Genomic DNA, 25,416 nt, shown 5'->3' with positions numbered 1-25,416 from the left:
ACAACAAGATTGCTTTCCAAGGAGTGACCCCTATGTGTGGCATCGTCGCCGCGGTGGCCCAGCGTAACGTTCAGAACATCCTGCTCGAGGGCTTGAAGCGTCTCGAGTACCGCGGCTACGACTCCGCCGGCATGGCGGTGCGCGATGCCTCGGGGCGTCTTCAGCGTCAGCGGGCGCTGGGCAAGGTCGCCGCCCTCGGCGAGCGGCTGGAAAGCCAACCGCTTGCCGGCACCAGCGGCATCGCCCACACCCGCTGGGCGACCCACGGACGGCCGAGCGAGGCCAATGCCCACCCACATCAGTCACGCGAGCGCCTGGCCGTGGTGCATAACGGCATCATCGAGAACCACGAGGCGCTGCGTCGTGAGCTCTCCGGCCAAGGCTACGGGTTCGAGTCGGAGACCGACACCGAGGTCATCGCCCACCTGCTGGAGCGTGAATCCGCTGCCCAGGGTGATCTGCTGACCGCCTTTCGCCAGATCGTCGCTGGACTCGATGGCGCCTACGCGCTGGCGGTCATGTCCGTCGATGAGCCGGATGTGGTGGTCGGTGCGCGCAAGGGCAGCCCGCTGGTGGTCGGTGTCGGTATCGACGAAGCCTTCCTGGCCTCGGATCCGCTGGCCTTGCTGCAGGTGACCGATCGCTTCATCTACCTGATGGAAGGGGATGTGGTGCGTTTGACGGCCGGGGGAAAGATCGAGATTTTCACCGCCTCGGGTGAGCCGGTCGAGCGTGAAGTGCTGACCTACGAGCATGGCGATGGCGCCGCCAGCAAGGGCGATTATCGTCACTACATGCTCAAGGAAATCCACGAGCAGCCGGCGGTCATCGCCGCGGCCCTGGAAGGGCGTCTTGGCGAGCGTTCGGTCCTGGTCGAAAGCTTCGGCCCCGAGGCCGAGGAGCTGTTTGGGCGTGTGCGCCAGATTCACATCGTCGCCTGTGGTACCAGCTACCATGCCGGCATGGTCGCGCGGTACTGGCTCGAGCGCTATGCCGGCGTGCCGGTGCAGGTCGAAGTGGCGTCCGAGTACCGCTACCGTCGCGTGGTAGCACCCGAAGGAACCTTGTTCGTCACCCTGTCCCAGTCCGGTGAGACCGCCGATACCCTGGCGGCGCTGCGCTTTGCGATGCAGCAGGACAACTACCTGGGAAGCCTGGCGATCTGTAACGTGCCCGGCAGTTCTCTGGTGCGTGAGTCCAACCTGACGCTGATGACCCAGGCCGGTCCCGAGATCGGGGTCGCCTCGACCAAGGCCTTCACCACCCAGTTGACCGCGCTGATGCTATTCACCCTGGCGCTGGGCCGGGTGCGGGGCATGGCCGACGACGAACAGGCCGAACTGGTCGAGGCGCTGCGTCGGCTGCCCGCTCAGACCGCCGAGGTGCTGGGCTTGGACGCGGCCATCGAAGATCTCTCCACCGCGTTTGCCGAAAAGCACCACGCCCTGTTCCTGGGCCGTGGTGCCCACTTCCCTATCGCCCTGGAAGGCGCGCTGAAGCTCAAGGAAATCTCCTATATCCACGCCGAGGCCTATCCGGCCGGCGAGCTCAAGCACGGCCCCCTGGCGCTGGTCGACAGCGAGATGCCGGTGGTCTCGGTGGCGCCCAACGACGAGCTTCTGGACAAGCTCAAGTCGAACCTGCAAGAGGTCCGCGCTCGTGGCGGTGAGCTCTACGTCTTCGCCGACGAGAACGTCGGGCTCGAGCCTGCCGAGGGCATTCGTGTGCTGCATCTGCCGCATATCCACGAAGCGCTGGCGCCGATACTGTACACCTTGCCGCTGCAGCTTCTGTCCTATCATGTCGCGGTGCTCAAGGGCACCGACGTCGACCAGCCGCGCAATCTGGCCAAATCGGTCACGGTGGAATAAGTGGGGGCTTCGTCGTTTCATGCGGGTGAGATGAACATAGAGATTCGTCCCTATTGTTCTCATAACTCATTGATTTATCGTGAACGCATGGGAGTGCCACGGCCCAAGGTATCGTCCTCTGGGACTGGACATGGCACACCGTGCTCGACAATCGAGAATCACGTCAGTGTTCCGGCGAGGGCCTCGTCCTGGCGGGTCAAGGGTAGTTTTGGCGGGCGTGAACTATGGACGTGATGTCGATGCGGTCAGTTACCTGATAGACCACGATAAAATTTGGGTGGGCCACGATTTCCCGTGTTCCTGATACGCGGCCGAGGCGCCCACTGGGCGCCGTTGTGGTGTACAGGAGGCGGTGGCATGGCGAGGTCGCGAGCCAGTGATCCTGTTACGGCAGACGGGCCGCAGACTCGGTGGGCTCGGTGGGCGGAGCGATCAATTGGTGGCGCTTCCAGCGACCGCTGCGAAACCAAAGCCAGGCGAGCACGGCGGTGACGGTATTCTGGATCGGGTAGGCGAGCCAGATGCCGACTTCATTCAGGTTGGTGCGTTCGGCGAGTATCCAGGCCAGCGGAAACTGCAGTACCCATAGCGAGACCAGGGCGATGGCCATGGCCACCACGGTATCGCCGGCGCCGCGGAAGGCGCCGGCAATGACGATCTGCGCGCCCATCAGGCCGAAGGTCAGCGCGGTCAGGCGCAGGAACAGGGCGCCTTCGCGGATGACGTCGGGTGAGTCCGGGACAAACACCGCGATGATGGGTTCGGCAAAAATGGCGCTTACGATGCCGACCGCGGTCAGGACCACCAGGGCGATTGCGGCGCTGACGTAGGCCGTTTGTTCGGCCCGCGCGATCTTGCCGGCGCCAATGTTCTGCCCGACCAGTGCCGACGCGGCCTGTGACAGGCCGAGGGCTGGGATGATCACGAAACTCAGCATGCGAGTACCGATGCCGTAGGCGGCCAGGGTAACGGTGCCGAAACCGGCGACCAGCGTGGTCATCAGCATCATCCCCAGCGCCCGGGTGCCCTGTTCCACGGCGGTCGGCCCACCGAGGGCGAACAGACGCCAGAGCAGTGCGGGGTCAGGGCGCATCTGCTGGCACTTCAACTGGATGCCGTAGCGGCCCGAAAACAGGATGCGCAGGCCGATGATGGCGGATAGCGCCTGGGTGATGACGGTGGCCACGGCGGCGCCACTGACGCCCAGGGCGGGCACCGGGCCCAAGCCGAAGATCAGTAGTGGATCGAGAAAGAAGTTCAGCACCACGGTGGCGAGGACGATCAGTAGTGGTGTACGGGCATCGCCGACCCCGCGCAGCAGTGATTGAAAAACGGCATAGATGAACATGAATGGCAGGCCGAGAAACGAGACCTTCAGGTACAGCGCCGCCAGCGGCTGTACCTCGTCAGCGGCGCCGAGAAAGGCCACCGCTGCGCCACTCGCCGAATAGCCCAGAGTCGCCAGTACCAGCGATAGGCTGATCATGCCGAGCAGTGCCTGGGCCGAAATACGATTGACTGCCTCGCCGTCGCCGCGCCCCTGGTGCTGGGCGACCATCACCGTTCCCGCCACGGCGAGACCGATGCCCACCGAGACCAGCAGGAAAATCAGCGGAAAACTCAGCGACACCGCCGCGACGGCCTCGGCGCCAAGCCGTCCGACCCAGAAGGCATCGATCAGTTGATAGGCGGTCTGCAGCAGGTTGGCCAGCACGATGGGCCAGGCCAGTCGCAGCAGCGTCGATACGGTGGACCCGTCGGTCAGATTGGGCAGCGGTCGGGGCATACAGGCTCCGGTCGATAGGGCAACAAGATCCGCAGGCGCGAGGCGCGGAGAGGCGCGGTCGGACGTCGGACGTCGGCAGGCAAGGGAGCCTTGTCTGTCAGAGCCAGTTGGCCGAGCGCTGCGTCGCTCGGCGGCGAGTCCTTTGAGGGCCTCGGGATAGCGGTCGCCGACGATGGCACCGGGCGCGAACACAGGCTCCAATGTCGCTAACTCTGATGCACTGAACTTGATATCGAGGATAGCGAGATTTTCTGCCAGGCGTCCACGCCGACTCACCCCGACCAGCGGGACGATGTCGTCGCCGCGAGACAGTAGCCAGGCGACGGCCAGCTGCGCCGGCGTGTCGCCTTTTTCGTGGGCCATCTCGCCGAGAAAGGCGCAAGTCGAGAAAGGTGCAAGTCGAGAAAGGCGCAAGTTGCGGCGTTCTTCACGACATTGTCGCCCTCAAGGCGAGTCGGAAGGTAGCGGCTGCTATCGGCATGGCGTTCGTTGGGTGACGGCGCGGCCAGGATCGCGGAGTGGTCGACGCCTCGCTGGACACCAAGGAGGCGGCGAGAGCGATCGTCGGCCTTATCGACGGTTTCAAAATCATGCACGTGCGAGATCCTTTACTGCCGCGAGAGGCAAGCCTGAAAATGGTGGAGCTGATGATCATCCGCTTTCTGTCGCCCTCGCGAGCGGCATAGTCGCGTAGCCACGAACGCCCCCGCTTCAACGCCCCAGCCAGGCTGTCCGTGGCGCTGTGGGATCGTGGCTGACGGGCGGTGTGTAAGGTATCGGTCAAGCCAGCGACTGCGGAGACGGGTGTGAACCCATGTTCGGTGCCGCGCCTTGTTCGAGCGAAAGGGCTCGGGCGGGCTCGCAGCCGAATCAGTCGACGGGGCGGCAGGAGGTCAACCATGGTAGCTCCACAACAACAGCGCCAAGGGCCCCAGGACAGCGGCGAGACGGTTATCAAACGCCATACGCTGTTCACGCGGGTGTGGCATTGGGTGACCGTGATCTGCCTGGTGGGACTATTGATGAGCGGCCTGCAGATCTTCAATGCCCATCCCGCGCTCTACTGGGGCAAGGACTCCAGCTTCGACGCGCCGGCGCTATCGATGACGGCGGCGCGTAGCGTCGATGGCGGCCTGCGTGGCATTACCCAGGTCGGTGACTATCGCTTTGATACGACAGGGTTTCTCGGTGCCTCGGGTCCCACGGGGGACCTCAAGCCCCGAGGATTTCCCGCCTGGGCGACCTTGCCTGGCCCACGCAGCTTGGCCAAGGGCCGCCATTGGCATTTCCTCTACGCCTGGATCTTCGCTCCTTTGATGACGGTCTATCTGGTGACTCTCATCGTCAGCGGGCAGTTCTGGCGCCGGCTAGTACCGAGGCGCCGTGAATGGAAGGCCATTGGCCACAGTTTGCGAGAGCACCTGTTGCTGCGCTTTCCCCGTGGCGACGAAGCCCGCCACTACAACATTCTGCAGAAACTGACCTACTTGCTGGTGCTATGCGTCATTCTGCCCGTGGTGGTTCTGACCGGCCTGACCATGGCACCCAGCGTGGACGCCGCCTGGCCGTGGCTGCTGGATGTGTTCGGGGGGCGTCAGTCGGCGCGTACGCTTCACTTTATCTGTGCGCTCTTGCTCGTGGCCTTCTTCTTCGTGCATATCGTTCTGGTCTTGGTGTCCGGGGTCTTCAATAACCTGCGTTCGATGATTACCGGCCGCTACACGCTACCGCCGGAAAAGGAGAGCCAGCATGAGTGATTCGACATCGCACGATGATCACGGTCACGACGGGGGGCGGCGCCGCTTCCTGACCCGTGCCCTGGCCGTGGGGGGGACGGCCTTGCTGGCGGGCTGTGATCGCCTGTCACAAAGCGACACCATGGAAACGATTTTCGATGCGACCTCGGCCTTGAGTCAGAAGGCTCATCGCCTGATTGCCTCGCGGCAGTCACTGGCGCGGGAATACCCACCCAGCGAGATCGCGCCGACCTTCCGTGCCAATGGCACCACCAATCCGACCAGTAGCGCCTATCGGATATTGGCGGACTACGACTTCCTCGGTTGGACGCTGAAGGTCGATGGACAGGTCGAGGTGCCTCAGTCGTTTTCCCTCGATGAGCTCAAGGCGTTGCCCTCGCGCACACAGATTACGCGTCAGGACTGTGTCGAAGGATGGAGCTGCATCGGCCAGTGGAAGGGCGTCGTGCTGGCCGATGTGCTCGATCGTGTCCGACCTAGCGACAACGCCCGTTTCGTCGTCTTTCACTGCGCCGACAATGTGTACGGTGGGCCCGATCGTTACTACGAAAGCCTGGACCTGATCGAGGCCAACCATCCCCAGACCCTGCTGGCCTACGAGCTGAATGGCGAGGCGTTGCCGGTGGCCAACGGTGCGCCCTTGCGTCTGCGGGCCGAGCGTCAACTGGGCTACAAGATGGCCAAGTACATCATGCGCATCGAACTGGTCGAGGACTTTCGCCATCTCGGCCGCGGCAATGGCGGTTACTGGGAGGATCGTGGTTACAGCTGGTGGGCCGGCATCTAGCGGTGCTTTCCAGCAGTGCTTTCTAGCGGTGCTTTCTAGCGGTGCTTTCCAGCGGTGCTTTCCAGCGGTGCTTTCCAGCGGTGCTTTCCAGCGGTGCTTTCCAGCGGTGCTTTCCAGCGGTGCTTTCCAGCGGTGCTTTCCAGCGGTGCTTTCCAGCGGTGCTTGCTAGCGGTGCTTTCTCGGTCGAGGCGGTGGCTGGCACGCGACCCGACTTGCGCCGCCTGGTAGTGGCCAGGCGATAGCGTGTCCAGGTTTGTGTCCTGTGGAGCCTATGCCGTTCAGCCGTTCAGCCGCCACGCCCGTGGCGGTGAGGCCCTGGCCTCGATGAGCTTTCTTGTATATGGCAGCCGACGACAACGTTCTGGGCGTCCGTCTTCGGCTCCTTCTTCCTATGCCAAAACGCTATTTTCGATGATCCTGCGAGACCGAGTTCTCTGTGGTTGCCTTACGTCGATGCCGACAACCCACTGCAAAAGCTTGGGTTTTTCCAGATAATGTGCGGCATGGACAGCTTATTCTTCTGCTTTTTCAAGCACATATGTCGGACGCCTTCCGCCCTGAGTCTCCCTATAGTGAATGGATAAGCGCTTGGTGATGGAGTCGATATCGACAACGACTGGCGAGCATTCGAGGGGGTGCTATGCCGAATGTCGTTGCATCGCTCCCATGACATCTCACCGACGATCGAAGCGCTTGTGATGGCGATCTCCACCACGCATTCAGAACAACACTCGACGCTGAAGTGAGCGCAACAAGGGGAAGGCGATGAGCAAGATCACGACACCGAAAACGCTGCTTTTGGGGGCGGGGCTTTGTGCGATGCTACCCATGGTGGCCCAGGCCCAAGCCAACGGCTCGCTGGCAGAACTCAATGCACTCAAGGCCCAGATCGAACTGCTCAAGCAGCAACAACAAGCCGCGATGGCGGTGGTCGAGCGACAGCAAGCCCAGATCGATACCCTGATCAGCCAGCAGACGACGATTCAGGAGGACGTCGCCGAGGTCAATGACAGCGTGGTCAAGCGCACCGACGACGGGGACTTTCTGGTTGGCGAAACCACCGTTTCCATCGGTGGCTACATCAAGGCCCAGGCGGCGTTGTCCGACAATGGTTTCAGCGATGGCAAGGCCAACGAAATCGTGAGTGCAGGCTCGTTGCGTCGCACCGATGACGACGCCGACAATCGCGTCAGCCTCAGCGCCCGGGAGTCACGCTTCAATATTGGCACCAGTACGCCGCTGGGTGGCGATACGATGAAGACCTTCATCGAAGCGGACTTCTACGGCGCCGATGACGAGGCCAATGAATTCGTCTCGAACTCCTACTCGCCGCGCCTGCGTCATGCCTACATGAGCTGGGGCAACTGGCTCGCCGGCCAGACCTGGTCGACCTTCATGGACTTGAATGGCCTGGGTGAGATCGATGCCTTCAGCACCCAGTCGAGCTCGATCTTCGTGCGTCAAACGCAGCTTCGTTACACCTACCCGTTGGACTGGGGCAACCTGCAGTTCGCGGTGGAAAACCCCGAGGATGGAGACGATGATCAAGACACGCCGGACATGGTGGCCCGGGTCAACGTCGATCAGGACTGGGGGCACGTATCGGCGTCGACGGTGGTGCGTCGTTTCAGCCTGGATAACACCGAGGATGACGACAGCCGCTGGGGCGCAGGCTACAGCTTGACGGGCCGCTTTCCGACCTTCGGCCGGGATGACATTCGCCTGCAGGCCAACTACGGCAACCTGGGACGCTACATGGCGCTCGGCGCCTATCCCAACGCCAAGGTCGATGATGGCCAGCTCGACCTGGTGGAAGCCTGGGGCGCCTCGGCGATCTATCGCCACTTCTGGACCGACAACCTGCGCTCCAGCGTGGCCTATGCCGTTACCGAACTCGATGGCGATGGCGAAGGCAACGAGACCGATAGCTACGACAGTGCCTTCATCAACCTGATGTGGTCGCCGTTTGCCAATACCACCTTGTCGGCGGAGTACCAGCGTTTCGATCTCGACGAAGTCGACGGCGACAACTTCGATCTGGATCGCCTGCAATTCGCGGCCAAGTACGACTTCTAGGCGAGGCCAGGAGCTATCCACAGCCGCCGTCGTATCGACCCGGCTGTGGATGGCCGTTACCCGCCATGGCGCTAGCGAGATTGCGCACCGCATCACCTGTTGAGCGATGCCGATAACGGTGGATCGGACGCGCCTGAAAATGCCTGTGGCGTGGCCTAGCGCTGGTGGTATTTGCGCCAGGCCATGCATTCGGCTGGCATCTTGCTGGCTATCGCTCTTATCCTCGTAAGCCCGCTTGCCATATGCGTGAACCGTGATGCCGACCGATTCGACAATGCCGTCACAAGATGCCCGATCGCCGGCCCTGACTCGTGGTCCGAGGTCGGCGCCGACGCTGCATCTTGGGCTGCCCATGTGGGCAAACCCGGTTTGGCGCGGCAGTCTCTATCCCCCGCATGGGAGGCGCGACGACTGGCTCGCCGATTACGCACGGGTGTTTTCCGCGGTCGAAGGAAATACCACCTTTTATAGCGGCGCGCCTCAGGCGAAAACGGTGGCGACCTGGGCCAGGCAGGCTCACGAGGGCTTTCGTTTCTGCTTCAAACTGCCGCAGTACCTGACCCACGAGCGACGCCTGGTCGATATCGATGCCGAGCTCGAGGGCTTCTTTGCCGCGCTGAGTCCGCTGTCTGATCGTCTGGGGCCGATCATGATCCAGCTACCGCGCAGCTTTGGCGGCGACGAGTTGCCTGCGCTGGCGACGCTGCTGGAACGCTGGCCGGCAGAAATTCCCTGTGCCGTAGAGGTTCGGCACAGTGAATTTTTCCACAAGAGGACCGCCGAGCGCGATCTCAACCGATTGTTGATAACTCATGGTGTTAATCGTGTGATGCTTGATGTAAGGCCGTTATTTTCGACGCCGGCCGGGAATCATCCCGGGATGGTTCAGGCCCAGGCCGAAAAGCCAAAACGCCCATTACACGTGATCTCCACGGGAGATTTTCCTTTGGTCCGGTTTATCGGACATCTTGACAACGCGGTCAATCGGGATTATTTCGGCGCCTGGGTAAACCGTCTCAGCCTGTGGATAAAACAGGGGAAAACCCCTTTCCTCTTTGTGCATACTCCCGATAACCGACAGGCTCCAGAGCTGGCGCGACGGTTGTATGAGCGAGTGGCGGCGACAGTCGCCCTACCGCCTCTGGAACCGTTTGCTGGCGAACGACGGAATCAACTGTTATGACCAATGTCCGCTGGTGTTTCCGGACTTCATCGGCTAGTTTGTCGGGTCAATCGTCACTAGCCATGGGAGATGGCGACGTCTTCGCCTATCCGGCGTGGCGCTACGCCAAGACCCACCGGGCTCGACCGGCATGCGAATTGGTGCTGGGGAGAGTGGTGTTCCGGCAGTGATCCTGCTGACATCCGTCAGACCCCTTGCAAGACCGGTAGACCCGCAATCCGGGCTACCGAGGACGTGGCGACTACAAACACAACCCGTTATCGCATCCGATCGATCGATAACGACACGTACCCAACGGGTGATTTATGTCCAAAACGAACCATGCGCAGTGGTCCTCGCGCTTCTCGTTCATTCTCGCGGCTACTGGCTCCGCCGTGGGCCTTGGCAATATCTGGAAGTTTCCCTACATGGTGGGCGAGAGCGGTGGCGCGGCCTTCGTTCTCGTCTATCTGCTGTGTATCGGCTTTATCGGCCTGCCCATTCTGGTTACCGAATGGATGATCGGCCGTCGCGGCCAGAGCAACCCGGTCAATGCCATGGCGACCGTTGCCGGCAAGGCCGGCAAGTCTCAGGCCTGGTTGTTGGTGGGGGTTGCCGGTGTGATTGGCGCCTTCCTGATCCTGTCGTTCTACAGCGTGATCGGCGGCTGGTCGCTGTACTACACCCTCGGCAGCGTGACCGGCGACTTCAGCGGCCAGGATGCCGACGGCATTGGCGCTCTGTTCAGCGGCATGCTGGCCAACCCAGGCCTGTTGCTGCTGTGGCACTCGATCTTCATGGCCCTGGTGATCGTCATCGTGGCCCGCGGCGTGACCAAGGGCCTGGAAGGCGCGGTCAACGTGCTGATGCCGGCATTGGCGCTGCTGCTGGTGGTGCTGGTCGGTTACGGCATGACCACCGGCCACTTCGGCGAGGCGCTGAACTACCTGTTCAACCCCGACTGGACCAAGCTCACCGGTGAAACCGTGCTGGCCGCACTCGGCCATGCCTTCTTCACCCTGTCGCTGGGCATGGGCATCATGGTGGCCTACGGCTCCTACCTCGGCGAGAAGGTCGATCTGATCAAGACCGCACGTACGGTGGTGATCATGGATACCGTCATCGCCCTCGGCGCAGGGCTGGCGATCTTCCCCATCGTGTTTGCCAACAACCTGGACCTGGCCTCCGGCCCGAGCCTGATCTTCGTCACCCTCCCGCTGGCCTTCGGCAACATGGGAGGCGGTCTGATTCTTGGTCTGATGTTCTTCCTGCTGCTGACCTTTGCGGCGCTGACGTCGGCGATCTCTTTGCTGGAGCCGGTGGTGGAGTTCGTCGAGGAACGCACCCCGCTGGGTCGCGCCAGCTCCGCCGTCGTGGCCGGCATCGGCGCCTGGGCATTGGGTATCGCGGCGCTGCTGTCGTTCAACGTGTGGAGTGATCCGGTGCTGTTCGGCCTTGGCGTCTTCGACCTGCTCGACAAGCTGACCAGCAAGTTCATGCTGCCGCTGACGGGCCTGGGTGCCATCGTCTTCGCCGCCTGGTTCTTGAATCGCAAGGAAGTGGCGGCCGACCTGGGGCTGTCGGGTGCCGGTGAAACGCTGTGGATGGTGGTGACTCGCTTCGTTGCCCCCATCGGCGTTCTGGTGGTCTTCATCTCCAGCCTGTAGTGGCTGGCCCGGGCCTGGCGGGATCGAGGCCCGGCGTCCGCATCGACACCCTCGTCGAGGCGGGGAAAGCGAAAAGTGCAAAGGCCCGGCGAAAGCCGGGCCTTTGCTGTCCGGGCGCGCAAGACAGCGGGCGGACAGCAAGTGACGAGCCTCGCCTCGGCGGGGCTCGCGAGAATCTGGTCGGGCAAACGGTCGGTAAGGATCGTGGCTTACCGGGTCGGACGCTTGCCGGGTAGCGCGGTACGTCGCGCGCCTTTCGCGCGTCTTCTAGTGCATTTCTTCTTCGTTGGCGTCTTCGGGAAGTTCGGCGATGTCCTCGGACAGGCGCTTGAATTCCCGATGAAGTTCGATGCCGCGGCGAGCACGCAGATTGCGCTGGGCCGCGGTACGGGAGCGTCGCTCGTGTTCGGCGACCTCCATGCTCATGAAGATGTCGAGGAGTTCACTCTTGACGGAGGATAACCGTTCGACATTACGCATGATCGAATCTCCTTTGCAGTGAATGTGCCGCCATCTGGGACGCTGCGCGACACTGCACTTTGTACTATACCGCACTTGACAAAAAGATGACGGCCAGGGTCCCGTTCCTGCAACGCTGTGCCAACGCTGTGTTCGACCGGCCGGGTGTCGCTCGAGGAGTCGACCAGGCGAGAGTGGATGGGGGAAGACGGCGGTCGAGGGGCGGTGCAGCGGTCCGAACGCCGATCCGCAAGTCGATCCGAATGCCGGCCGAGCTGTGCCGAGGAACGCGCATTCCGCGGCGGCTTGGGGCATACTGGCCATAGCATTCGGTCCTATGCCTGACGTCGATGTCGCCGTGTCGGCAGGCCGTCAAGGAATGCCGTCCCGGTCTGGCGCCGGGCAAGTGGGTGTCACGGCACCGAGCCGCATCGTGTTTAGCTCGTCGTGGTGTCGTCATTCACGTTGTTGCCGCACGTCTTTTTTTGGCCATTACTTTTCGCCACCACGTTAGCCAGTACAAGGAGCCTTGGGTGAGTCGCGCGCTGTTCGATGAAATGCGACGTCGCATGGAGCACTTCCGGCGGTCCGAGCAGAAGGTGGCACGTTTCGTGCTCCGCAACCCGGAAGAAGTTATCCACATGCGCATCGTCGACCTGGCCACCGAGGCCAAGGTGAGCGAGCCCACCGTGGTGCGCTTTTGCCGCGCGCTTGGCTGCAGTGGTTTTCAGGACTTCAAGCTGAAGATGGCCCAGATGCTGGCCTCCGGTAGCCAGTTCGCCCAGTTCTCGATGAACGACAGCGACTCGGTGGCCGAATTTTCGACCAGCATCTTCGACTCCACCGTGGGCACCCTGCTGTCGGTTCGTGATCGTCTCGACAACGATGCCGTGAACAAGGCCATCAATGCCCTGGCCATGGCCAATCGCGTCGAGTTCTACGGTTTCGGCGCCTCGGGTGCCGTCGCCTTCGACGCCCAGCACAAGTTCTTCCGTCTGCAGATATCCACCGCAGCTTATGCCGATCCGCATATGCAGAACATGTCCGCGGTGACCCTGAACGATGGTGATGTGGTGGTGGCGATTTCCCAGACGGGCCGCACGCGCGCCCTGGTGGCGAGCGTCAAGCTGGCACGCGAGGCCGGCGCGACGGTCATTGGCCTGTGTCCGAGCGGCTCCCCGCTGGCCGATGAAGTGAACTTGCCGCTGTATATCGACGTTCATGAGGACACCGAGATCTACACGCCAATGAGCTCGCGAGTGGCCCATCTGGTGCTGGTCGATGTGCTTGCCGTGGGCGTGGCCAAGACCCGCGGACCGAAGCTTGCCGAGCAACTCAAGGCGGTGAAGAAGAGTCTCAACCCGCTGCGCTATCCTGAACCGGACGAGTCCTGAGCCGCCGCTGAACCGGCGTCGTTGACTGGCCATCCATCCAGGGTGGCTATGATAGACTGTGCGTCCATTTTCGATCTGCAGCGGTGCCCCCATGGACGACGTCACGGCGATCATTGACCAGCTGAATCCTGCCCAGCGCGAGGCGGTCAGCGCGCCCCAGGGCAATATGCTGGTGCTGGCCGGTGCCGGCTCCGGCAAGACACGGGTGCTGGTGCATCGTATCGCCTGGCTGATGCAGGCCGAAGGGCTTTCGCCCTACTCCGTGCTGGCGGTGACCTTCACCAACAAGGCCGCGCGGGAGATGCGTACCCGCCTGGAAGCGTTACTCGGCATCTCGCTACGCAACGTCTGGGTCGGCACCTTTCACTCCATTGCCCACCGCTTGCTGCGTACCCACTGGCAAGATGCGCGGCTGCCTCAGCACTTTCAGATCATCGACAGTGATGACCAGCTTCGCCTGGTCAAACGCCTGCTGAAGGAAAGTCGTGTCGATGACGAGCACTTTCCGCCACGCCAGGTGCAGTCGTTCATTGCCGGCTGCAAGGAAGAAGGGCTCAGGCCGCACCAGGTGGACGTCAAACGCCATGACAGTGACAGTCAGGACTATGTCGAGCAGATGGTGGCGCTCTATGGGGCCTACCAGCTGACCTGCGAGCGTGGCGGCCTGGTCGATTTCGGCGAATTGTTGCTCAGGAGCCTGGAGCTGTTGCGCGACAATCCGGCGCTACTGGCCCATTACCAGGAGCGGTTCGGCCACGTCTTGGTCGATGAGTTTCAGGACACCAATACGCTGCAGTATGCCTGGTTGAAGTTGCTGACCGGCCAGAAGACGCCGATGACCGTGGTCGGCGATGACGATCAGTCGATCTATGGCTGGCGCGGGGCGAAGATCGAGAACATTCGTCGCTTCGAAGACGAGTTCAGCGCTACCCGGACGGTGCGGCTGGAGCAGAATTATCGTTCCACCAGTGCCATTCTCGATGCCGCCAACGCCCTCATCCGTCAGAACAGCGATCGCATGGGCAAGGAACTGTGGACCGCGGGGGATCGAGGCGAGCCGATTTCGGTGTATGCCAGCTTCAACGACCTGGACGAGGCTCGCTTCATCGTCGACACCATCAAGGACAAGGTCGACGAGGGCTTCAATCGGCGCGATGTGGCGATTCTGTATCGCTCCAATGCGCAGTCGCGCGTCATCGAGGAAACCCTGATCCGCCAGGGCATGCCCTATCGCATCTACGGCGGCCAACGGTTCTACGAGCGCCTCGAGATCAAGAATGCCTTGGCCTACCTGCGCTTGCTGCTTAACCGTGATGACGATGCCTCGCTCGAGCGAGTGGTCAATGTCCCGGCCCGGGGTATCGGTACGCGCACCGTCGAGATTTTGCGCGATCGCGCCCGGCATGCCGAGATGTCACTGTGGCAGGCCCTGCACGACGCCTTGGCCGATGGCACCCTGAAGGGCCGAGCGGGCAATGCGGTGACGGCCTTCGCCGATCTGATCGAAGGCCTCGATAACGATACGGCAGGCATGGAACTGCACGAGATCATCGCTCATGTGAACCAGCGCACGGGGCTGATCGACCATCACCTGAGCGAAAAGGGCGAGAAGGGCCAGGCTCGGGTCGAGAACCTTGAGGAGTTGATCAACGCCGCGCGGGCCTTCGCCCAGGGCGAGACCATCGACGACGTGGAAGTCGGTGAGGGCATGGCGGCGCTCGAGGCCTTTCTGGCCGAGGCGGCGCTCAACGCCGGCGATCACGAGGCCGACGAGTTCGAGGACAGCGTCCAGCTGATGACGCTGCATTCGGCCAAGGGGCTCGAGTTTCCGGTGGTGTTCGTGGCGGGTGTCGAAGAAGGCCTGTTTCCTCACCGCATGTCGATGGAGGAACCCGGTCGGCTCGAAGAAGAGCGTCGTCTTTGCTACGTAGGGGTCACCCGCGCCATGCAGAAGCTCTATCTGACCCACGCCGAGATCCGCCGCATGCACGGCAAGGAGACCTTCCAGCGGCCCTCGCGGTTTCTGCGTGAGCTGCCCGAGTCGCTGCTTGAAGAAGTGCGATTGCGCGGCCAGGTCTCGCGCCCGGTGACCTCTCGGCCAACGCCATCGCGTTGGGCGCAGACCTCGGTGGCGGCCAGTGGCGATCTGCCCGCGCTGTCGCTCGGTCAGCGGGTCAGCCATCCGGTCTTCGGTGAGGGCGTGATTCTCAATGCCGAAGGTGAAGGAGAACGCGCACGAGTCCACGTCAGCTTCGAGGGTGAAGGCGACAAGTGGCTGGTGCTCGGCTTTGCCAAATTGACACCGCTGTAAAAGCCCGTGCGAGAGCGCTGAGCACGAGCGCTCTTGGCACCGCGCTGCGGCCGTCAAACGCGCCTTCTCCTGGTCGCCAACGTCACGCGAAGGCCACAGGTCCATGGTGCTCGGCCGTTCCCCGGGACCCCGGACAGACAACTGATCGACGTCCGGTTATTGATGGCCAAGGGATACCGTCTGTGCCCCGGTGCGCGGGCGGGCTCGCGCTGACCAAAGCGATCGTGAGCCAGGAGGGGGCTCGGCTCTCGGCGTAACAAGACGTCCATCTTCGCTAACTCGCCTCCGTGGCCCGGGCGCTACGCGTTTTCATGGACGCGCTGGGTTCTTTTGTTGATCCTGATTCTGCCATTTTCGCATATTTATAAATACTAGAAGTATGAAGTTGGGTAGGCGATACGTTTCTCTGCTGATAGAGGATAGTACCCCCTAGGGACAGTTGTATTCAGGGGGGCGCGTTCTTATTCTTTAATATTCGTCGATATTGTTATCTTTGACGGGATGTCGAATCTTTTCTTTCCGCGGCATGGGCTTATATCGTCCCCTATTTATGGGGTGGAGCGGTTTCGTCGGTTTGCGCTCGAGGCGAGATCGGTTGCTGTTATATCAGGTTGTCGAGAGTGTCATGTATCCGTACTCGAGATGGACGCCCAGTTGTAGCGAATGAAGGGACCCTATGGGTATGAAGAATAGCGAGAACGTCCGATGAAAACATATTGTGCTGAGTTCGTAGGCACCTTCTGGCTGGTGCTTGGAGGCTGCGGTAGTGCGGTATTGGCGGCGGCATTTCCCGATGTTGGCATAGGGTTGCTGGGTGTTTCCTTGGCCTTTGGCCTCACTGTGCTGACCATGGCCTTTGCGATCGGCCATATATCCGGTTGTCACTTGAATCCCGCGGTGTCCTTGGGCCTGTGTGCGGCGGGACGCTTTCCGGCGCGCCATCTGCCTGGCTACATCATCGCGCAAGTCTGCGGTGGCGCCTTGGCAGGTGGCGTGTTGTACGTGATTGCATCGGGGCAGGCGGGATTCGACGTCTCGGCCGGCTTCGCCGCCAACGGCTATGGCGAACATTCGCCAGGGGGCTACTCCATGGGCGCAGCGATCGTCACCGAAGTGGTCATGACGGCGATGTTCCTGGTGGTCATTCTGGGCGCGACGGATACGCGTGCTCCAGCGATGCTGGCCCCCGTGGCGATTGGTCTGTGTCTGACCCTTATTCATCTGATCAGCATCCCGGTGACCAACACCTCGGTGAATCCGGCGCGAAGTACGGCGGTGGCGCTGTACGCGGGTGGCTGGGCGGTATCGCAGCTGTGGCTGTTCTGGGTAGCGCCCATTCTGGGAGCCATCCTGGGGGCTTTTGTCTATCGTTTCATCGGCGGTGGGGTCGTTGCCGGCCCGGACTCGCCTGACGGTGACCGGCTCGACGCACCCGCTGCCTAGGCATGGCCCCAAAACCGGGCGGTGCCAGTGGCTCACTAGCCTGGCCCAGGGGCCGTTCCTCGCGTTCAGCGACAGGCGTTGTCGAATCGCGTCTTCTAATGGCGTCGGCGAACGGCACCGTGGTGCTGCCACCGATGCGCTCCTGGGCGATGACGAAAGCCGGGCAAGGTTGGCGACGATGCCGGCGTTCAGGGGAACGGGGGGACCGCTTGCAGGCTAATTTCTGTTTCGCGCATACTGCCTGATGGAAGACGCGCCGGGGCCGCCCCGGTGACGACATAACAAGCCTCAGGAGCATGCCCCATGGAACGCCGTTCCTTTCTCAAGACCGCCGGCGTCGGTGCCGCCGGTGTAGCCGCCGCCCCCTTCGTCAACACCGCCAGTGCCCAGGAAACCATCACCTGGAACATGGTCACGTCCTGGCCGAAGAACTTTCCCGCACTCGGCACCGGCGCCAATGAGTTTGCCGAACGCATCGAACGGATGTCCGGCGGTCGCATGCGGATCAGGGTTCACGGTGCGGGTGAGATGGTGCCGGCGATGGAAGTGTTTGACGCCGTTTCTGCCGGGACGGCAGAAATGGGGCATTCCGCGTCCTACTACTGGCGCGGCAAGGTCGCGGCTTCGCAGTTCTTCACCGCGGTGCCCTTTGGCATGACCACCACCGAGACCAATGCCTGGCTGTACAACGGCGATGGCCAGACATTGTGGGACGAGCTGTATGCCAAACAGAACCTCAAGCCGTTCCCGGTGGGCAACACCGGCACCCAGATGGGCGGCTGGTTCAAGAAGGAAGTCACGTCGCTGGATGACATGCAGGGGCTCAAGCTTCGTCTTCCTGGATTGGCCGGTGAGGCGATGAGCGGCATCGGTGTCACGACCTTGACCATTCCCGGCAGCGAGATATTCACCTCACTGCAGACCGGGGTGCTCGATGCGGCCGATTGGGTCGGTCCCTACAACGATCTTGCCTTCGGTTTGCATCAGGTGGCTGACTACTACTACACCTCGGCCTGGAATGAGCCCAGTGCTGTGCTGGAAGGCACGGTCAATCTGGATGCCTGGAACGCCCTGCCGGATGATCTCAAGGCGGTGGTGACCGAGGCGGCTCGTGCCTCCAACCTGGCCATGATCAGCGAGTTTGCCCTGCGCAATGCCGAGGCACTGGATGCCCTGATCAATGAGCATGGGGTTCAGCTCAGGACCTTCCCCGATGATGTCATGGCGGCGTTGCATGAGTCGTCGCTGAAGGTGCTGCAAAACCAGGTCGACAGCGACCCCGACTCGGCCAAGATCTACGCCTCCTATCGCGACTTCCAGCGCAAGGTGCGTCCCTTTACCGATGTCGGCGAATTCGCCTACCTCAAGGCCCGCGACCGCCTCGTCAACGACTAAGCCATTCATCTCGTAAGCCACTCATCTCGTCGGACCCGCTCGCTGAGCGAGCGGGCCGGGCGGTGCCACTGGGTTGGCCTTTCTGGCCAGCCCTGGCCGCCCGCCCCGTCGATTTCGGTGCCACACCCGGAGGGGCTTCGACGAGTCTCGCTGGCGTCGAGGACACCGACGGTCCAGGGTCGAGCGGTAGGCGTTCTCGGGCCGCTCACCGGGTCATGTCTCGCGGCGTCCGTCGCTTCCTGAGGGGCGAACGCCGCGGATGCGACCGTTGTCGTCGAGGGCAACCATGACGAAACGTGCCTCGGTGACCTTGTGGGGATCATCATCGTCGTTGCATTGGGCGGTGCGGATCCACACTTCGACGTCGATCTTGATCGAGCTATGACCGATCTCCCGGACGTCGGTGTAGATGCTGATCAGCGCGCCTTGGCGGACTGGGCAGAGAAAATCCATCGCCTCGATGGCGACGGTGGCGGTGCGGCCCTTGGCCTCGCGGCTGGCGGTCCATTCGGCGGCCTGGTCCATCTGGCTGACCAGCCAACCGGCGGGAATGTCGCCGTGGGCGTTGGTGTACTGGCGGGTGACAGCGAGCTTCAGGGTCAGCTGGCCGCTCGGGGTCGGGACGTCGTCGGGTGCGTTCATGCGATGCTCGTGTCGGGCGGCGCTTGGCCTGTGGTTAATTGTTGTGGGCCGGGGTAACGGGCGTCATGGGCAATGGAGCGATGGAGCGATGGGCCTCGTCACGCCCCCATGGTATACATCTCGCCGTCTCTTTCACCACCTTGGCTGACCGCCAACCGCCCTCGGAGGTTCCATGGGTCTGCTCGATCGTCTTCGGACCATGCTGCTGACAAGCCTGTTGCTGATCGCTGCCCCGGCGAGTGCGGACAGCGTCGTCGGCAACCTCAATGCGGTCGGGTCGGATACCATGGCCGAACTGATGTTGCGCTGGGGCGAGCATCTCGAGCAACGCTGGCCGGGCATTCGTCTGCAGCTGCAGGCCAGTGGGTCGGCCAGCGCGCCGCCGGCACTGATCGCTGGCACCACCCTGCTGGGCCCGATGTCGCGACCGATGCTCGATGACGAGCGTCGCGGTTTCAGCCGGCGCTACGGCTACCAGCCTACGGCCCTGGTGGTGGGGCAGGATGCGCTGGCGGTGGTGGTGCATCGGCGCAATCCCTTGACCGAATTGAGTCGCACCCAGCTCGATGCCATCTTCTCCGACACTCGCCGCTGCGGTGCCGATGCAGGGATTTCGCGCTGGCAGATGCTGGGCCTCGCGTGGCCCGAGGGGCCCATTCACCTGTATGGGCGCAACGCCGTGTCGGGTACCCACGCGCTGTTTCGTCGTCTCGCCCTGTGCGACGGCGAATTTCGCGTGTCGGTCAATGCCTCCCCGGGCTCCGCCGCCGTGGTGGCCCAGGTCGGCGAGGATCCGCGGGGCATCGGTTATGCCGGGCTCAATCACCTGACGTCGGATGTCCGTACGCTGGCGATCGGCGATCCCGGTCAGGCCGTGAGCCCGAGTCGCCAGACGCTGCGCAGTGGTCGTTATCCCATGGCCCGCGATCTGTTGCTGTACGTCAACCACTCCCCGGACAAGGCGCTCCCCGCGGCTGAACGGGCCTTTCTCGATCTGGTATTGTCACCAACAGGGCAGGCGGTGGTGGCCGAGCTAGGCTTCGTCGGTTTGCCGGTACCGGTGCTCAACCGCCAGCGTCGGGCCGTCGGCCTTGACCCGCTCGGCGCGGGTTTCATCGCCCCGGTCCCGTCGCCCGTCGAGAACCGCGAGAACGTGTCGCCGTGATGACCCGGGTAAGGGGGCAATGGCGCGGACCGTTCCCTCGTCGTCGGGTCGACTGTCATGCAGTTGTCATGAAGTTGTCGTAATTTTCCGCTAACTCCACGTCACCGGCGCCCTTCATGCCTCACTCCGCTCCCCTGACAAGTCTGTATCGGCACCGCCAGCGTCGCGACCGCCTGGCCACGGCCCTGATCACCGCGGGGGGCATCGGTGTGCTGTTGGCGGTTGTCGCCATCGGCGTCTTTCTCGTCGTCGAGGTCGTACCGCTGTTTTTCGCAGGGCTGGACAGTGCCGGTCCGGGGCTGGAGCTATCCGCGCTCTGGCAGCCGCAACCGTATGCCGGTGGCGAGGTCGAGTATCGTTGGCTGCCCCATCGCCTGGAGACAGGGGGCGAAGCCCACATCAGCCTGGTGCCGCTGGCCTGGGGAACGCTGGAGGCGGCCTTCTGGGCGCTGGCCGTGGCAATCCCTCTGGCGCTGGGGGCGGCGGCTCACTCGAGTCTGTTCATGTCCCCGCGCCTGCGCGCACGGGTTCGCCCCACCCTCGAGCTGATGGAAGCCATGCCGAGCGTCGTACTGGGCTTTCTTGCCGGTTTGCTGTTGGGCCCCTGGGTAGAGCGACACCTGGCATCGGTGGTGTCTCTGGCGGTGGTGTTGCCCTGCGGGGTGCTCGTTGTCGGCGCACTGCGCGGCTACCTGCCGCTGGCCTGGCATCGCTGGCTGTCGCTGCGCTGGGCCGGCGTGTGGTTGATGCCCTGGCTCATCGCCTTGGCCGCGTTCTCCCTGTGGGTGACGCCCCTGTGGCAACAGGCGCTGTTCGATGGCGATCTGCGAGGCTTCGTGGAGAGTCGCTATGGCCTCGACCTGCAGGCGCGCAATGCGCTGGTCGTGGGGGCGGCGATGGGGTTTGCGGTAATGCCGGGGATCTACGCCCTGGCAGAAGACGCGCTGTCCGGAGTGCCGACGACGCTCGCCGAGGGCGCCCAGGCCATGGGGGCGACCCGCTGGCAGACCCTGACCCGAGTGATGCTGCCGGTGGCCCTGCCTGGCATCTTCTCGGCGCTGATGATCGGCGCCGGGCGCGCGGTGGGGGAAACCATGATCGTGCTGATGGCCAGCGGTAACACCGCCCTGATGACGGCGAGTCCGCTCGATGGGCTACGCTCGCTGGCGGCCAGCATCGCCATCGAATTGCCCGAAGCGGGGCCCGGCGGGGACCACTATCGACTGCTGCTGGTGGCGGCCCTGGCGCTGTTTGTCTTTACCTTTCTGGTCAATACCCTGGCGGAGGCCGTGCGCGCGCGTCTAGGGAATCGGCTGGCTCGGCTGGGAGCGCAGACATGAACATTCCTGGCCATACCGAAAGCCCGGCGCCTAGCTGCGGCAAAGGGGGCCGTGGCAAGGGGCGCCGTGGAAAAGGGCGTCGTGGTGAAGGGCCTTGGGCCTGGTTATCCGCCGCGGCGGTGGCGTTGTCGTTGTTGATGCTCGGTGCCTTGCTGGTACTGCTGGCCAGCCGCGGACTCGGCCACTTCTGGCCGGCGAGTCTCGAGCAGGTCACCCTCGACGATGGTCAAGAAGTGATAGGCGTGGCGGTGGAGACCCGGGCACTGGAGAACCAGGCGGCCAACGAGACACGATTTCTCACCGCCAACCGCGACTTCGGCGGTGGCGTCTGGACCTGGGTAGCGTCGTCGGCCATCGTCGCCACAGCGACTCCTGGGGAGCTCGTGGCACTCGAGCGCAGGCGCTGGGGGAGCTTCTTCGGACGCCTGGTCGCCGTGCGCGGTGATGGCCGGCGCCATGTGGGTGACGATGCCTGGCAGACGCTCACCACGAGGCTGGCCGAGATCGACAGGCTGCGTGAGCGGCGTGACGAGATTTCGCAGATGCGTATCCTGCCGCTGGTGCGCCAGATGGAGTCGTCGTCCGATGCCGCCGCCAACCACGCCGCGCAGCACACGGCGCTGGCGCAGGCCCAGGCGGAAGTTCGCCGGTTGCAGGCCGCCATGACGGGGACCACTCTGATCCTGGAATCGGCCCAGGGTCGGCGTATCGAACAGCCGTTGGACGAGGTGCTCAGGGCCTGGCGCCCCAATGCCATGGCCTGGTACGCCAAGCTTGGCCACTGGGGCTCCGGGGTATGGCACTTCCTGTCCGAGGGGCCACGCGACGCCAACACCGCCGGGGGAGTCTGGCCGGCGATATTCGGCACCATCCTGATGGTGATGCTGATGTCGCTGCTGGTCACGCCTTTCGGTGTTCTGGCGGCGGTCTATCTCAATGAGGTGGCCCACCAGGGGCGCCTGACGCACCTGGTGCGCATCGCGGTCAGGAACCTGGCCGGAGTACCTTCCATCGTTTACGGCGTCTTTGGTCTTGGCGTGTTCGTCTATGGCATCGGCGGCAGTATCGATCGCTTGTTCTATGCCGACACGCTGCCATCGCCGACCTTCGGCACCGGTGGCCTGCTGTGGGCCTCGTTGACCCTGGCGCTGCTGACGCTGCCGGTGGTGATCGTCGCCACCGAAGAAGGACTGGCGCGAATTCCTGCGCACCAGCGTGAAGGGGCCCTGGCGCTTGGCGCCACTCGCTTCGAGACGCTGACCCGGGTGGTCTTGCCGATGGCCACGCCGGCGATGCTGACCGGGGTGATTCTGGCCGTGGCCCGGGCCGCCGGTGAGGTGGCACCGCTGATGCTCGTCGGCGTGGCCAAGCTCGCGCCCCAGGTGCCATTGGATGGTGAGTTCCCGTACCTGCACGTGGAGCGCAAGTTCATGCATCTGGGGTATCACATCTATGATGCGGCCTTTCACGCCAGCGATGTTCAGGCCGCCTTGCCGCTGGTGTATGCCACGGCGCTGCTCTTGGTGCTGGTCATTCTGGTGCTTAACCTGACTGCAATATTTCTGCGTCATCATCTGCGTACGCGTCATGGCGCGTACGCGCGTCCCTGAGGTGAAAGTGTCCAAGTCAGTCGATCGTCATCCGCGTGTTTCGCTGGACCCTGCCGCCGACCCGGCAAGGGGGCAGCGCAATGGCGCGATCATGACCTTCGCCGAGGAGGCATCGAGCCTGGATATCCAAGGGTTGGCGCTGTCCTACGGCAACAAGTCGGCGCTTCAGGATCTGACGCTGAGGGTGCCGCGGCACCGGGTCACGGCCTTTATCGGGCCGTCTGGGTGCGGCAAGTCGACGCTGCTCAGATCGCTCAACCGTCTGCACGACCTCAACGAGAACGTGACGCGCAGTGGCAGCATCTTTCTCGAGGGCCACGATATTCACGACCCGAGGGTGTCGGTGGCGGAGTTGCGGCGACGGGTGGGGATGGTGTTCCAGGCACCCAACCCGTTTCCCATGTCGATCTACGACAACGTCGCCTTCGGCTTGCGCCTGCAAGGGGGGTTGAGCAAGCGTCGCATCGACGACGTGGTCGAATGGGCGCTGCGCTCGGCGGCGTTGTGGGATGAGGTCAAGGGACGCTTGCGGGCCTCTGCATGGGCCTTGTCGGGTGGCCAGCAGCAGCGCCTGGTCATCGCCCGAACCCTCGCCGTGGAGCCCGAGGTGCTGTTGCTCGATGAACCGGCGTCGGCCCTCGATCCGATTTCGACGCTCAAGATCGAGGAGCTGATTCGCAACCTGAAGTCGCATCTGACACTGGTGCTGGTCACTCACAACATGCAACAGGCCGCGCGGGTCTCGGATTACACCGCCTTTCTGCACAACGGAGAGCTGGTGGAGTACGGCCCCACCGACACCCTGTTTACCCATCCGCGCCTGAGGCGCACCGAGAACTACATTACCGGGCGCATGGTTGGCTGACCCTGTCCCGGTCAGGAGAGTCAGATGGATATCACCAGCGATAGTCATAGCCAGCATATTTCGCGGCAGTTCAACCACGAGCTCGAGGAGCTCAAGACCCACCTGATGGCCATGGGGGGGCTGGTCGAGAAACAAGTCCAGGACGCCGTCAGCGCATTGCTCGATGGCGATTCCAAGCTCGCCGAGCGGGTCGTCGCCAATGACCGTGCGGTCAACGACATGCAGATCAAGATCGACGACGAGTGCACCCGGGTGTTGGCCCGTCGTCAACCGGCGGCGTCCGACCTGCGCCTGGTGCTGGCGGTGATTCGTGCCGCCTCGGATCTTGAGCGTATCGGCGATGAAGCCAGCAAGATCGCGCGCAACGCCATCGAGCTGGTCGACAGCAACAATGGTACTCGCGGCTTCGTCGAGGTGCGCAACATCTCCGAACACGTGCGCCGCATGGTGCGCGATGCGCTGACCTCCTTTGCTCGCTTCGACACCGAGCTTGCCCTGGAAGTGGTGCAGGAAGACGAGCGCGTCGATAGCGAATACAAGAGCGCGATGCGCGCGCTGATGACCTTCATGATGGAAGATGCCCGGGCCATTTCGCCGGTGCTCGGGATCATGTGGATTCTGCGCGCCCTGGAGCGCATCGGTGACCACGCCAATAACCTGGCCGAGTACGTCATTTACCTGGTCAAGGGCCTCGATATTCGCCACACCGATCCCGAGGACCTGGATCAGGACATGCTGACCAAGCCCTGATCTGCCTCGGTCGCGGATTGACCCGGCGGAGCAAGGGCTCTTGACCTTGGCCGCGTAAGCGGCGTCAATAGGCCCGCCCCGACGGGTCGAGCGGTCTGCACAGCCCGAACGGGCCGTCTTATGTGACGGCCCGTTGTCGTTGGGGCGCTTTTTTCAGCCACTGCCAAGGACGTACGACATGCTGACTGCCTTCGAGGCGCTGAGCCGTGGAACCCGCCTGGTCTACAGCCGCGGCCTGCGTCGCTATGTGTTTCTGCCGATACTGGTCAACTTGCTGGTCTACGCCGCCATGCTCAGCTACGTGTTCGGCGAGTTCGGCGGTTGGGTGGATAGCTGGATGGCCATGGTGCCGACCTGGCTCAACTGGCTCGATTGGCTGATCTGGCCGCTATTCGTGGTCAGCCTGCTGGTCATCGTGTTCTTTTCCTTCACCTTGATTACCCATTTGATCGCGGCGCCCTTCTACGGCTTTCTCGCGGCCCGCGCCGAGGTCGAACTGACCGGGCGCGAGCCCATCGATGACCGCGGTTGGCTGAAGACCGGCGTCGATGCGCTAGGACGCGAACTGGTCAAGCTGGGCTACATCCTGCCGCGCATGATCGGCCTGTTCATCATCAGCTGGATCCCGGTGCTGAACCTGATCGCGCCCTTGCTGTGGGCGGCTTTCACTGCCTGGACGATGGCCATCACCTATCTCGACTATCCGATGGATAACAACAAGGTCAGCTTCACCGACATGCGCAAGCGCCTGGCGACCCGCAAGTGGCCAAGCTTCACCTTCGGCGGCCTGGTGACGCTGGTGACCTGGATTCCGCTGGCCAACCTGTTCTTGATCCCTGGTGCCGTGGCCGGAGCGGTATTGATGTGGGACCGCCACTATCGCGATCTGCCGGCGCTGACACAGCGGCGCTGAGGCAAGCCGCGGACGCCGCGTGT

At 63.1% G+C, this 25,416-nt stretch carries 20 protein-coding genes and 1 pseudogene; 17 read left to right on the top strand and 4 right to left on the bottom strand.

Going from position 1 to position 25,416, the window contains the following annotated elements; all coding sequences use genetic code 11:
- The first annotated feature begins 32 nt into the window (after positions 1–32).
- The gene (gene glmS, locus ACUN9Y_RS02605) at positions 33–1,871 is read left to right on the top strand and encodes a glutamine--fructose-6-phosphate transaminase (isomerizing) (protein ID WP_445459121.1); all 1,839 of its coding nucleotides are present in this window, start codon (positions 33–35) and stop codon (positions 1,869–1,871) included.
- Positions 1,872–2,256: 385 nt separating this feature from the next.
- Here the strand turns inward: glmS and ACUN9Y_RS02600 are convergent, their stop codons facing one another.
- Both ACUN9Y_RS02600 and ACUN9Y_RS02595 read right to left on the bottom strand, forming a co-directional pair.
- Positions 2,257–3,657 carry an MATE family efflux transporter gene (locus tag ACUN9Y_RS02600; RefSeq protein WP_445459477.1) on the bottom strand — a complete coding sequence of 467 codons (1,401 nt, stop codon included), beginning with the start codon at positions 3,655–3,657 and terminating at the stop codon, positions 2,257–2,259.
- Positions 3,658–3,864: 207 nt separating this feature from the next.
- Positions 3,865–4,071, bottom strand: a pseudogene (locus tag ACUN9Y_RS02595) (aldo/keto reductase); the annotation flags it as partial.
- Between the two features lie 104 nt (positions 4,072–4,175).
- On the opposite strand from ACUN9Y_RS02595, the gene ACUN9Y_RS02590 reads away from it, so the two are divergent.
- The 6 genes from ACUN9Y_RS02590 to ACUN9Y_RS02565 all read left to right on the top strand — a co-directional run bounded on the left by ACUN9Y_RS02590 (position 4,176) and on the right by ACUN9Y_RS02565 (position 11,106).
- Entirely contained in the window at positions 4,176–4,343 is a 168-nt protein-coding gene (locus ACUN9Y_RS02590; protein ID WP_445459120.1) for a hypothetical protein, read from the top strand.
- Between the two features lie 213 nt (positions 4,344–4,556).
- Positions 4,557–5,414: a cytochrome b/b6 domain-containing protein gene (locus ACUN9Y_RS02585; protein WP_445459119.1), complete on the top strand. Its 858-nt coding sequence runs from the start codon at positions 4,557–4,559 to the stop codon at positions 5,412–5,414.
- Positions 5,407–6,201: a molybdopterin-binding protein gene (locus ACUN9Y_RS02580; RefSeq protein ID WP_445459118.1), complete on the top strand. Its 795-nt coding sequence runs from the start codon at positions 5,407–5,409 to the stop codon at positions 6,199–6,201. The genes ACUN9Y_RS02585 and ACUN9Y_RS02580 overlap by 8 nt, the downstream gene beginning before the upstream one ends.
- Before the next feature lie 765 nt (positions 6,202–6,966).
- Positions 6,967–8,277, top strand: coding sequence for a DcaP family trimeric outer membrane transporter (locus tag ACUN9Y_RS02575; RefSeq protein ID WP_445459117.1), 1,311 nt, complete (start codon positions 6,967–6,969; stop codon positions 8,275–8,277).
- Between the two features lie 352 nt (positions 8,278–8,629).
- The gene (locus ACUN9Y_RS02570) at positions 8,630–9,460 is read left to right on the top strand and encodes a DUF72 domain-containing protein (protein ID WP_445459116.1); all 831 of its coding nucleotides are present in this window, start codon (positions 8,630–8,632) and stop codon (positions 9,458–9,460) included.
- Between the two features lie 305 nt (positions 9,461–9,765).
- A complete protein-coding gene (locus tag ACUN9Y_RS02565) occupies positions 9,766–11,106 on the top strand; it encodes a sodium-dependent transporter (protein WP_445459115.1) in 1,341 nt (446 codons plus the stop codon).
- Positions 11,107–11,373: 267 nt separating this feature from the next.
- Here the strand turns inward: ACUN9Y_RS02565 and ACUN9Y_RS02560 are convergent, their stop codons facing one another.
- Positions 11,374–11,586, bottom strand: a complete 213-nt coding sequence (locus tag ACUN9Y_RS02560; protein WP_445459114.1) for a PA3496 family putative envelope integrity protein — start codon at positions 11,584–11,586, stop codon at positions 11,374–11,376.
- 512 nt (positions 11,587–12,098) lie between these two features.
- Between ACUN9Y_RS02560 and hexR the strand changes: the two genes are divergently transcribed.
- The 4 genes from hexR (at position 12,099) to ACUN9Y_RS02540 (ending at position 18,108) form a co-directional block, all read left to right on the top strand.
- Positions 12,099–12,959 (top strand): transcriptional regulator HexR, encoded by an 861-nt coding sequence (gene hexR, locus ACUN9Y_RS02555; protein WP_445459113.1) that lies wholly within the window; start codon positions 12,099–12,101, stop codon positions 12,957–12,959.
- 91 nt (positions 12,960–13,050) lie between these two features.
- Positions 13,051–15,270: a DNA helicase II gene (gene uvrD / locus ACUN9Y_RS02550; protein ID WP_445459112.1), complete on the top strand. Its 2,220-nt coding sequence runs from the start codon at positions 13,051–13,053 to the stop codon at positions 15,268–15,270.
- A gap of 705 nt (positions 15,271–15,975) precedes the next feature.
- Positions 15,976–16,713 (top strand): aquaporin Z, encoded by a 738-nt coding sequence (gene aqpZ, locus ACUN9Y_RS02545; protein WP_445459111.1) that lies wholly within the window; start codon positions 15,976–15,978, stop codon positions 16,711–16,713.
- A 303-nt stretch (positions 16,714–17,016) separates the two neighbouring features.
- Positions 17,017–18,108 carry a TRAP transporter substrate-binding protein gene (locus ACUN9Y_RS02540; protein WP_445459110.1) on the top strand — a complete coding sequence of 364 codons (1,092 nt, stop codon included), beginning with the start codon at positions 17,017–17,019 and terminating at the stop codon, positions 18,106–18,108.
- Between the two features lie 213 nt (positions 18,109–18,321).
- Here the strand turns inward: ACUN9Y_RS02540 and ACUN9Y_RS02535 are convergent, their stop codons facing one another.
- Entirely contained in the window at positions 18,322–18,750 is a 429-nt protein-coding gene (locus tag ACUN9Y_RS02535; RefSeq protein ID WP_445459109.1) for an acyl-CoA thioesterase, read from the bottom strand.
- 172 nt (positions 18,751–18,922) lie between these two features.
- On the opposite strand from ACUN9Y_RS02535, the gene ACUN9Y_RS02530 reads away from it, so the two are divergent.
- From ACUN9Y_RS02530 to cysZ, 6 genes are all read left to right on the top strand, one after another.
- Entirely contained in the window at positions 18,923–19,915 is a 993-nt protein-coding gene (locus tag ACUN9Y_RS02530) for a PstS family phosphate ABC transporter substrate-binding protein (RefSeq protein ID WP_445459108.1), read from the top strand.
- Between the two features lie 116 nt (positions 19,916–20,031).
- Positions 20,032–21,255 carry an ABC transporter permease subunit gene (locus ACUN9Y_RS02525; RefSeq protein WP_445459107.1) on the top strand — a complete coding sequence of 408 codons (1,224 nt, stop codon included), beginning with the start codon at positions 20,032–20,034 and terminating at the stop codon, positions 21,253–21,255.
- Positions 21,252–22,865 (top strand): phosphate ABC transporter permease PstA, encoded by a 1,614-nt coding sequence (pstA, locus tag ACUN9Y_RS02520; RefSeq protein ID WP_445459106.1) that lies wholly within the window; start codon positions 21,252–21,254, stop codon positions 22,863–22,865. The genes ACUN9Y_RS02525 and pstA overlap by 4 nt, the downstream gene beginning before the upstream one ends.
- Before the next feature lie 91 nt (positions 22,866–22,956).
- Positions 22,957–23,730, top strand: coding sequence for a phosphate ABC transporter ATP-binding protein PstB (gene pstB, locus ACUN9Y_RS02515; protein WP_445459476.1), 774 nt, complete (start codon positions 22,957–22,959; stop codon positions 23,728–23,730).
- A gap of 24 nt (positions 23,731–23,754) precedes the next feature.
- Positions 23,755–24,480, top strand: a complete 726-nt coding sequence (gene phoU / locus ACUN9Y_RS02510) for a phosphate signaling complex protein PhoU (RefSeq protein ID WP_445459105.1) — start codon at positions 23,755–23,757, stop codon at positions 24,478–24,480.
- Positions 24,481–24,658: 178 nt separating this feature from the next.
- On the top strand, positions 24,659–25,393 hold the full coding sequence (gene cysZ / locus ACUN9Y_RS02505) for a sulfate transporter CysZ (RefSeq protein ID WP_445459104.1): 735 nt from the start codon (positions 24,659–24,661) through the stop codon (positions 25,391–25,393).
- The last annotated feature ends 23 nt before the right edge of the window (positions 25,394–25,416 follow it).

Source organism: Halomonas sp. V046 (assembly GCF_052645355.1).
The sequence above is the reverse complement of the archived record's forward strand: the minus strand, read 5'-3'. Positions and strand labels throughout refer to the sequence as shown.

What these genes read in the sequence shown, in the direction of transcription:
- glmS (WP_445459121.1), top strand. Translation starts at nt 33, where the DNA reads ATGTGTGGCATCGTCGCCGCGGTGGCCCAGCGTAACGTTCAGAACATC.
- ACUN9Y_RS02585 (WP_445459119.1), top strand. Translation starts at nt 4,557, where the DNA reads ATGGTAGCTCCACAACAACAGCGCCAAGGGCCCCAGGACAGCGGCGAG.
- ACUN9Y_RS02560 (WP_445459114.1), bottom strand. Translation starts at nt 11,586, where the DNA reads ATGCGTAATGTCGAACGGTTATCCTCCGTCAAGAGTGAACTCCTCGAC.
- phoU (WP_445459105.1), top strand. Translation starts at nt 23,755, where the DNA reads ATGGATATCACCAGCGATAGTCATAGCCAGCATATTTCGCGGCAGTTC.
- pstA (WP_445459106.1), top strand. Translation starts at nt 21,252, where the DNA reads ATGAACATTCCTGGCCATACCGAAAGCCCGGCGCCTAGCTGCGGCAAA.
- cysZ (WP_445459104.1), top strand. Translation starts at nt 24,659, where the DNA reads ATGCTGACTGCCTTCGAGGCGCTGAGCCGTGGAACCCGCCTGGTCTAC.
- ACUN9Y_RS02565 (WP_445459115.1), top strand. Translation starts at nt 9,766, where the DNA reads ATGTCCAAAACGAACCATGCGCAGTGGTCCTCGCGCTTCTCGTTCATT.
- ACUN9Y_RS02575 (WP_445459117.1), top strand. Translation starts at nt 6,967, where the DNA reads ATGAGCAAGATCACGACACCGAAAACGCTGCTTTTGGGGGCGGGGCTT.
- ACUN9Y_RS02540 (WP_445459110.1), top strand. Translation starts at nt 17,017, where the DNA reads ATGGAACGCCGTTCCTTTCTCAAGACCGCCGGCGTCGGTGCCGCCGGT.
- ACUN9Y_RS02535 (WP_445459109.1), bottom strand. Translation starts at nt 18,750, where the DNA reads ATGAACGCACCCGACGACGTCCCGACCCCGAGCGGCCAGCTGACCCTG.
- aqpZ (WP_445459111.1), top strand. Translation starts at nt 15,976, where the DNA reads ATGAAAACATATTGTGCTGAGTTCGTAGGCACCTTCTGGCTGGTGCTT.
- pstB (WP_445459476.1), top strand. Translation starts at nt 22,957, where the DNA reads ATGACCTTCGCCGAGGAGGCATCGAGCCTGGATATCCAAGGGTTGGCG.
- ACUN9Y_RS02525 (WP_445459107.1), top strand. Translation starts at nt 20,032, where the DNA reads ATGCCTCACTCCGCTCCCCTGACAAGTCTGTATCGGCACCGCCAGCGT.
- ACUN9Y_RS02580 (WP_445459118.1), top strand. Translation starts at nt 5,407, where the DNA reads ATGAGTGATTCGACATCGCACGATGATCACGGTCACGACGGGGGGCGG.
- ACUN9Y_RS02530 (WP_445459108.1), top strand. Translation starts at nt 18,923, where the DNA reads ATGGGTCTGCTCGATCGTCTTCGGACCATGCTGCTGACAAGCCTGTTG.
- uvrD (WP_445459112.1), top strand. Translation starts at nt 13,051, where the DNA reads ATGGACGACGTCACGGCGATCATTGACCAGCTGAATCCTGCCCAGCGC.
- ACUN9Y_RS02570 (WP_445459116.1), top strand. Translation starts at nt 8,630, where the DNA reads ATGTGGGCAAACCCGGTTTGGCGCGGCAGTCTCTATCCCCCGCATGGG.
- ACUN9Y_RS02600 (WP_445459477.1), bottom strand. Translation starts at nt 3,657, where the DNA reads ATGCCCCGACCGCTGCCCAATCTGACCGACGGGTCCACCGTATCGACG.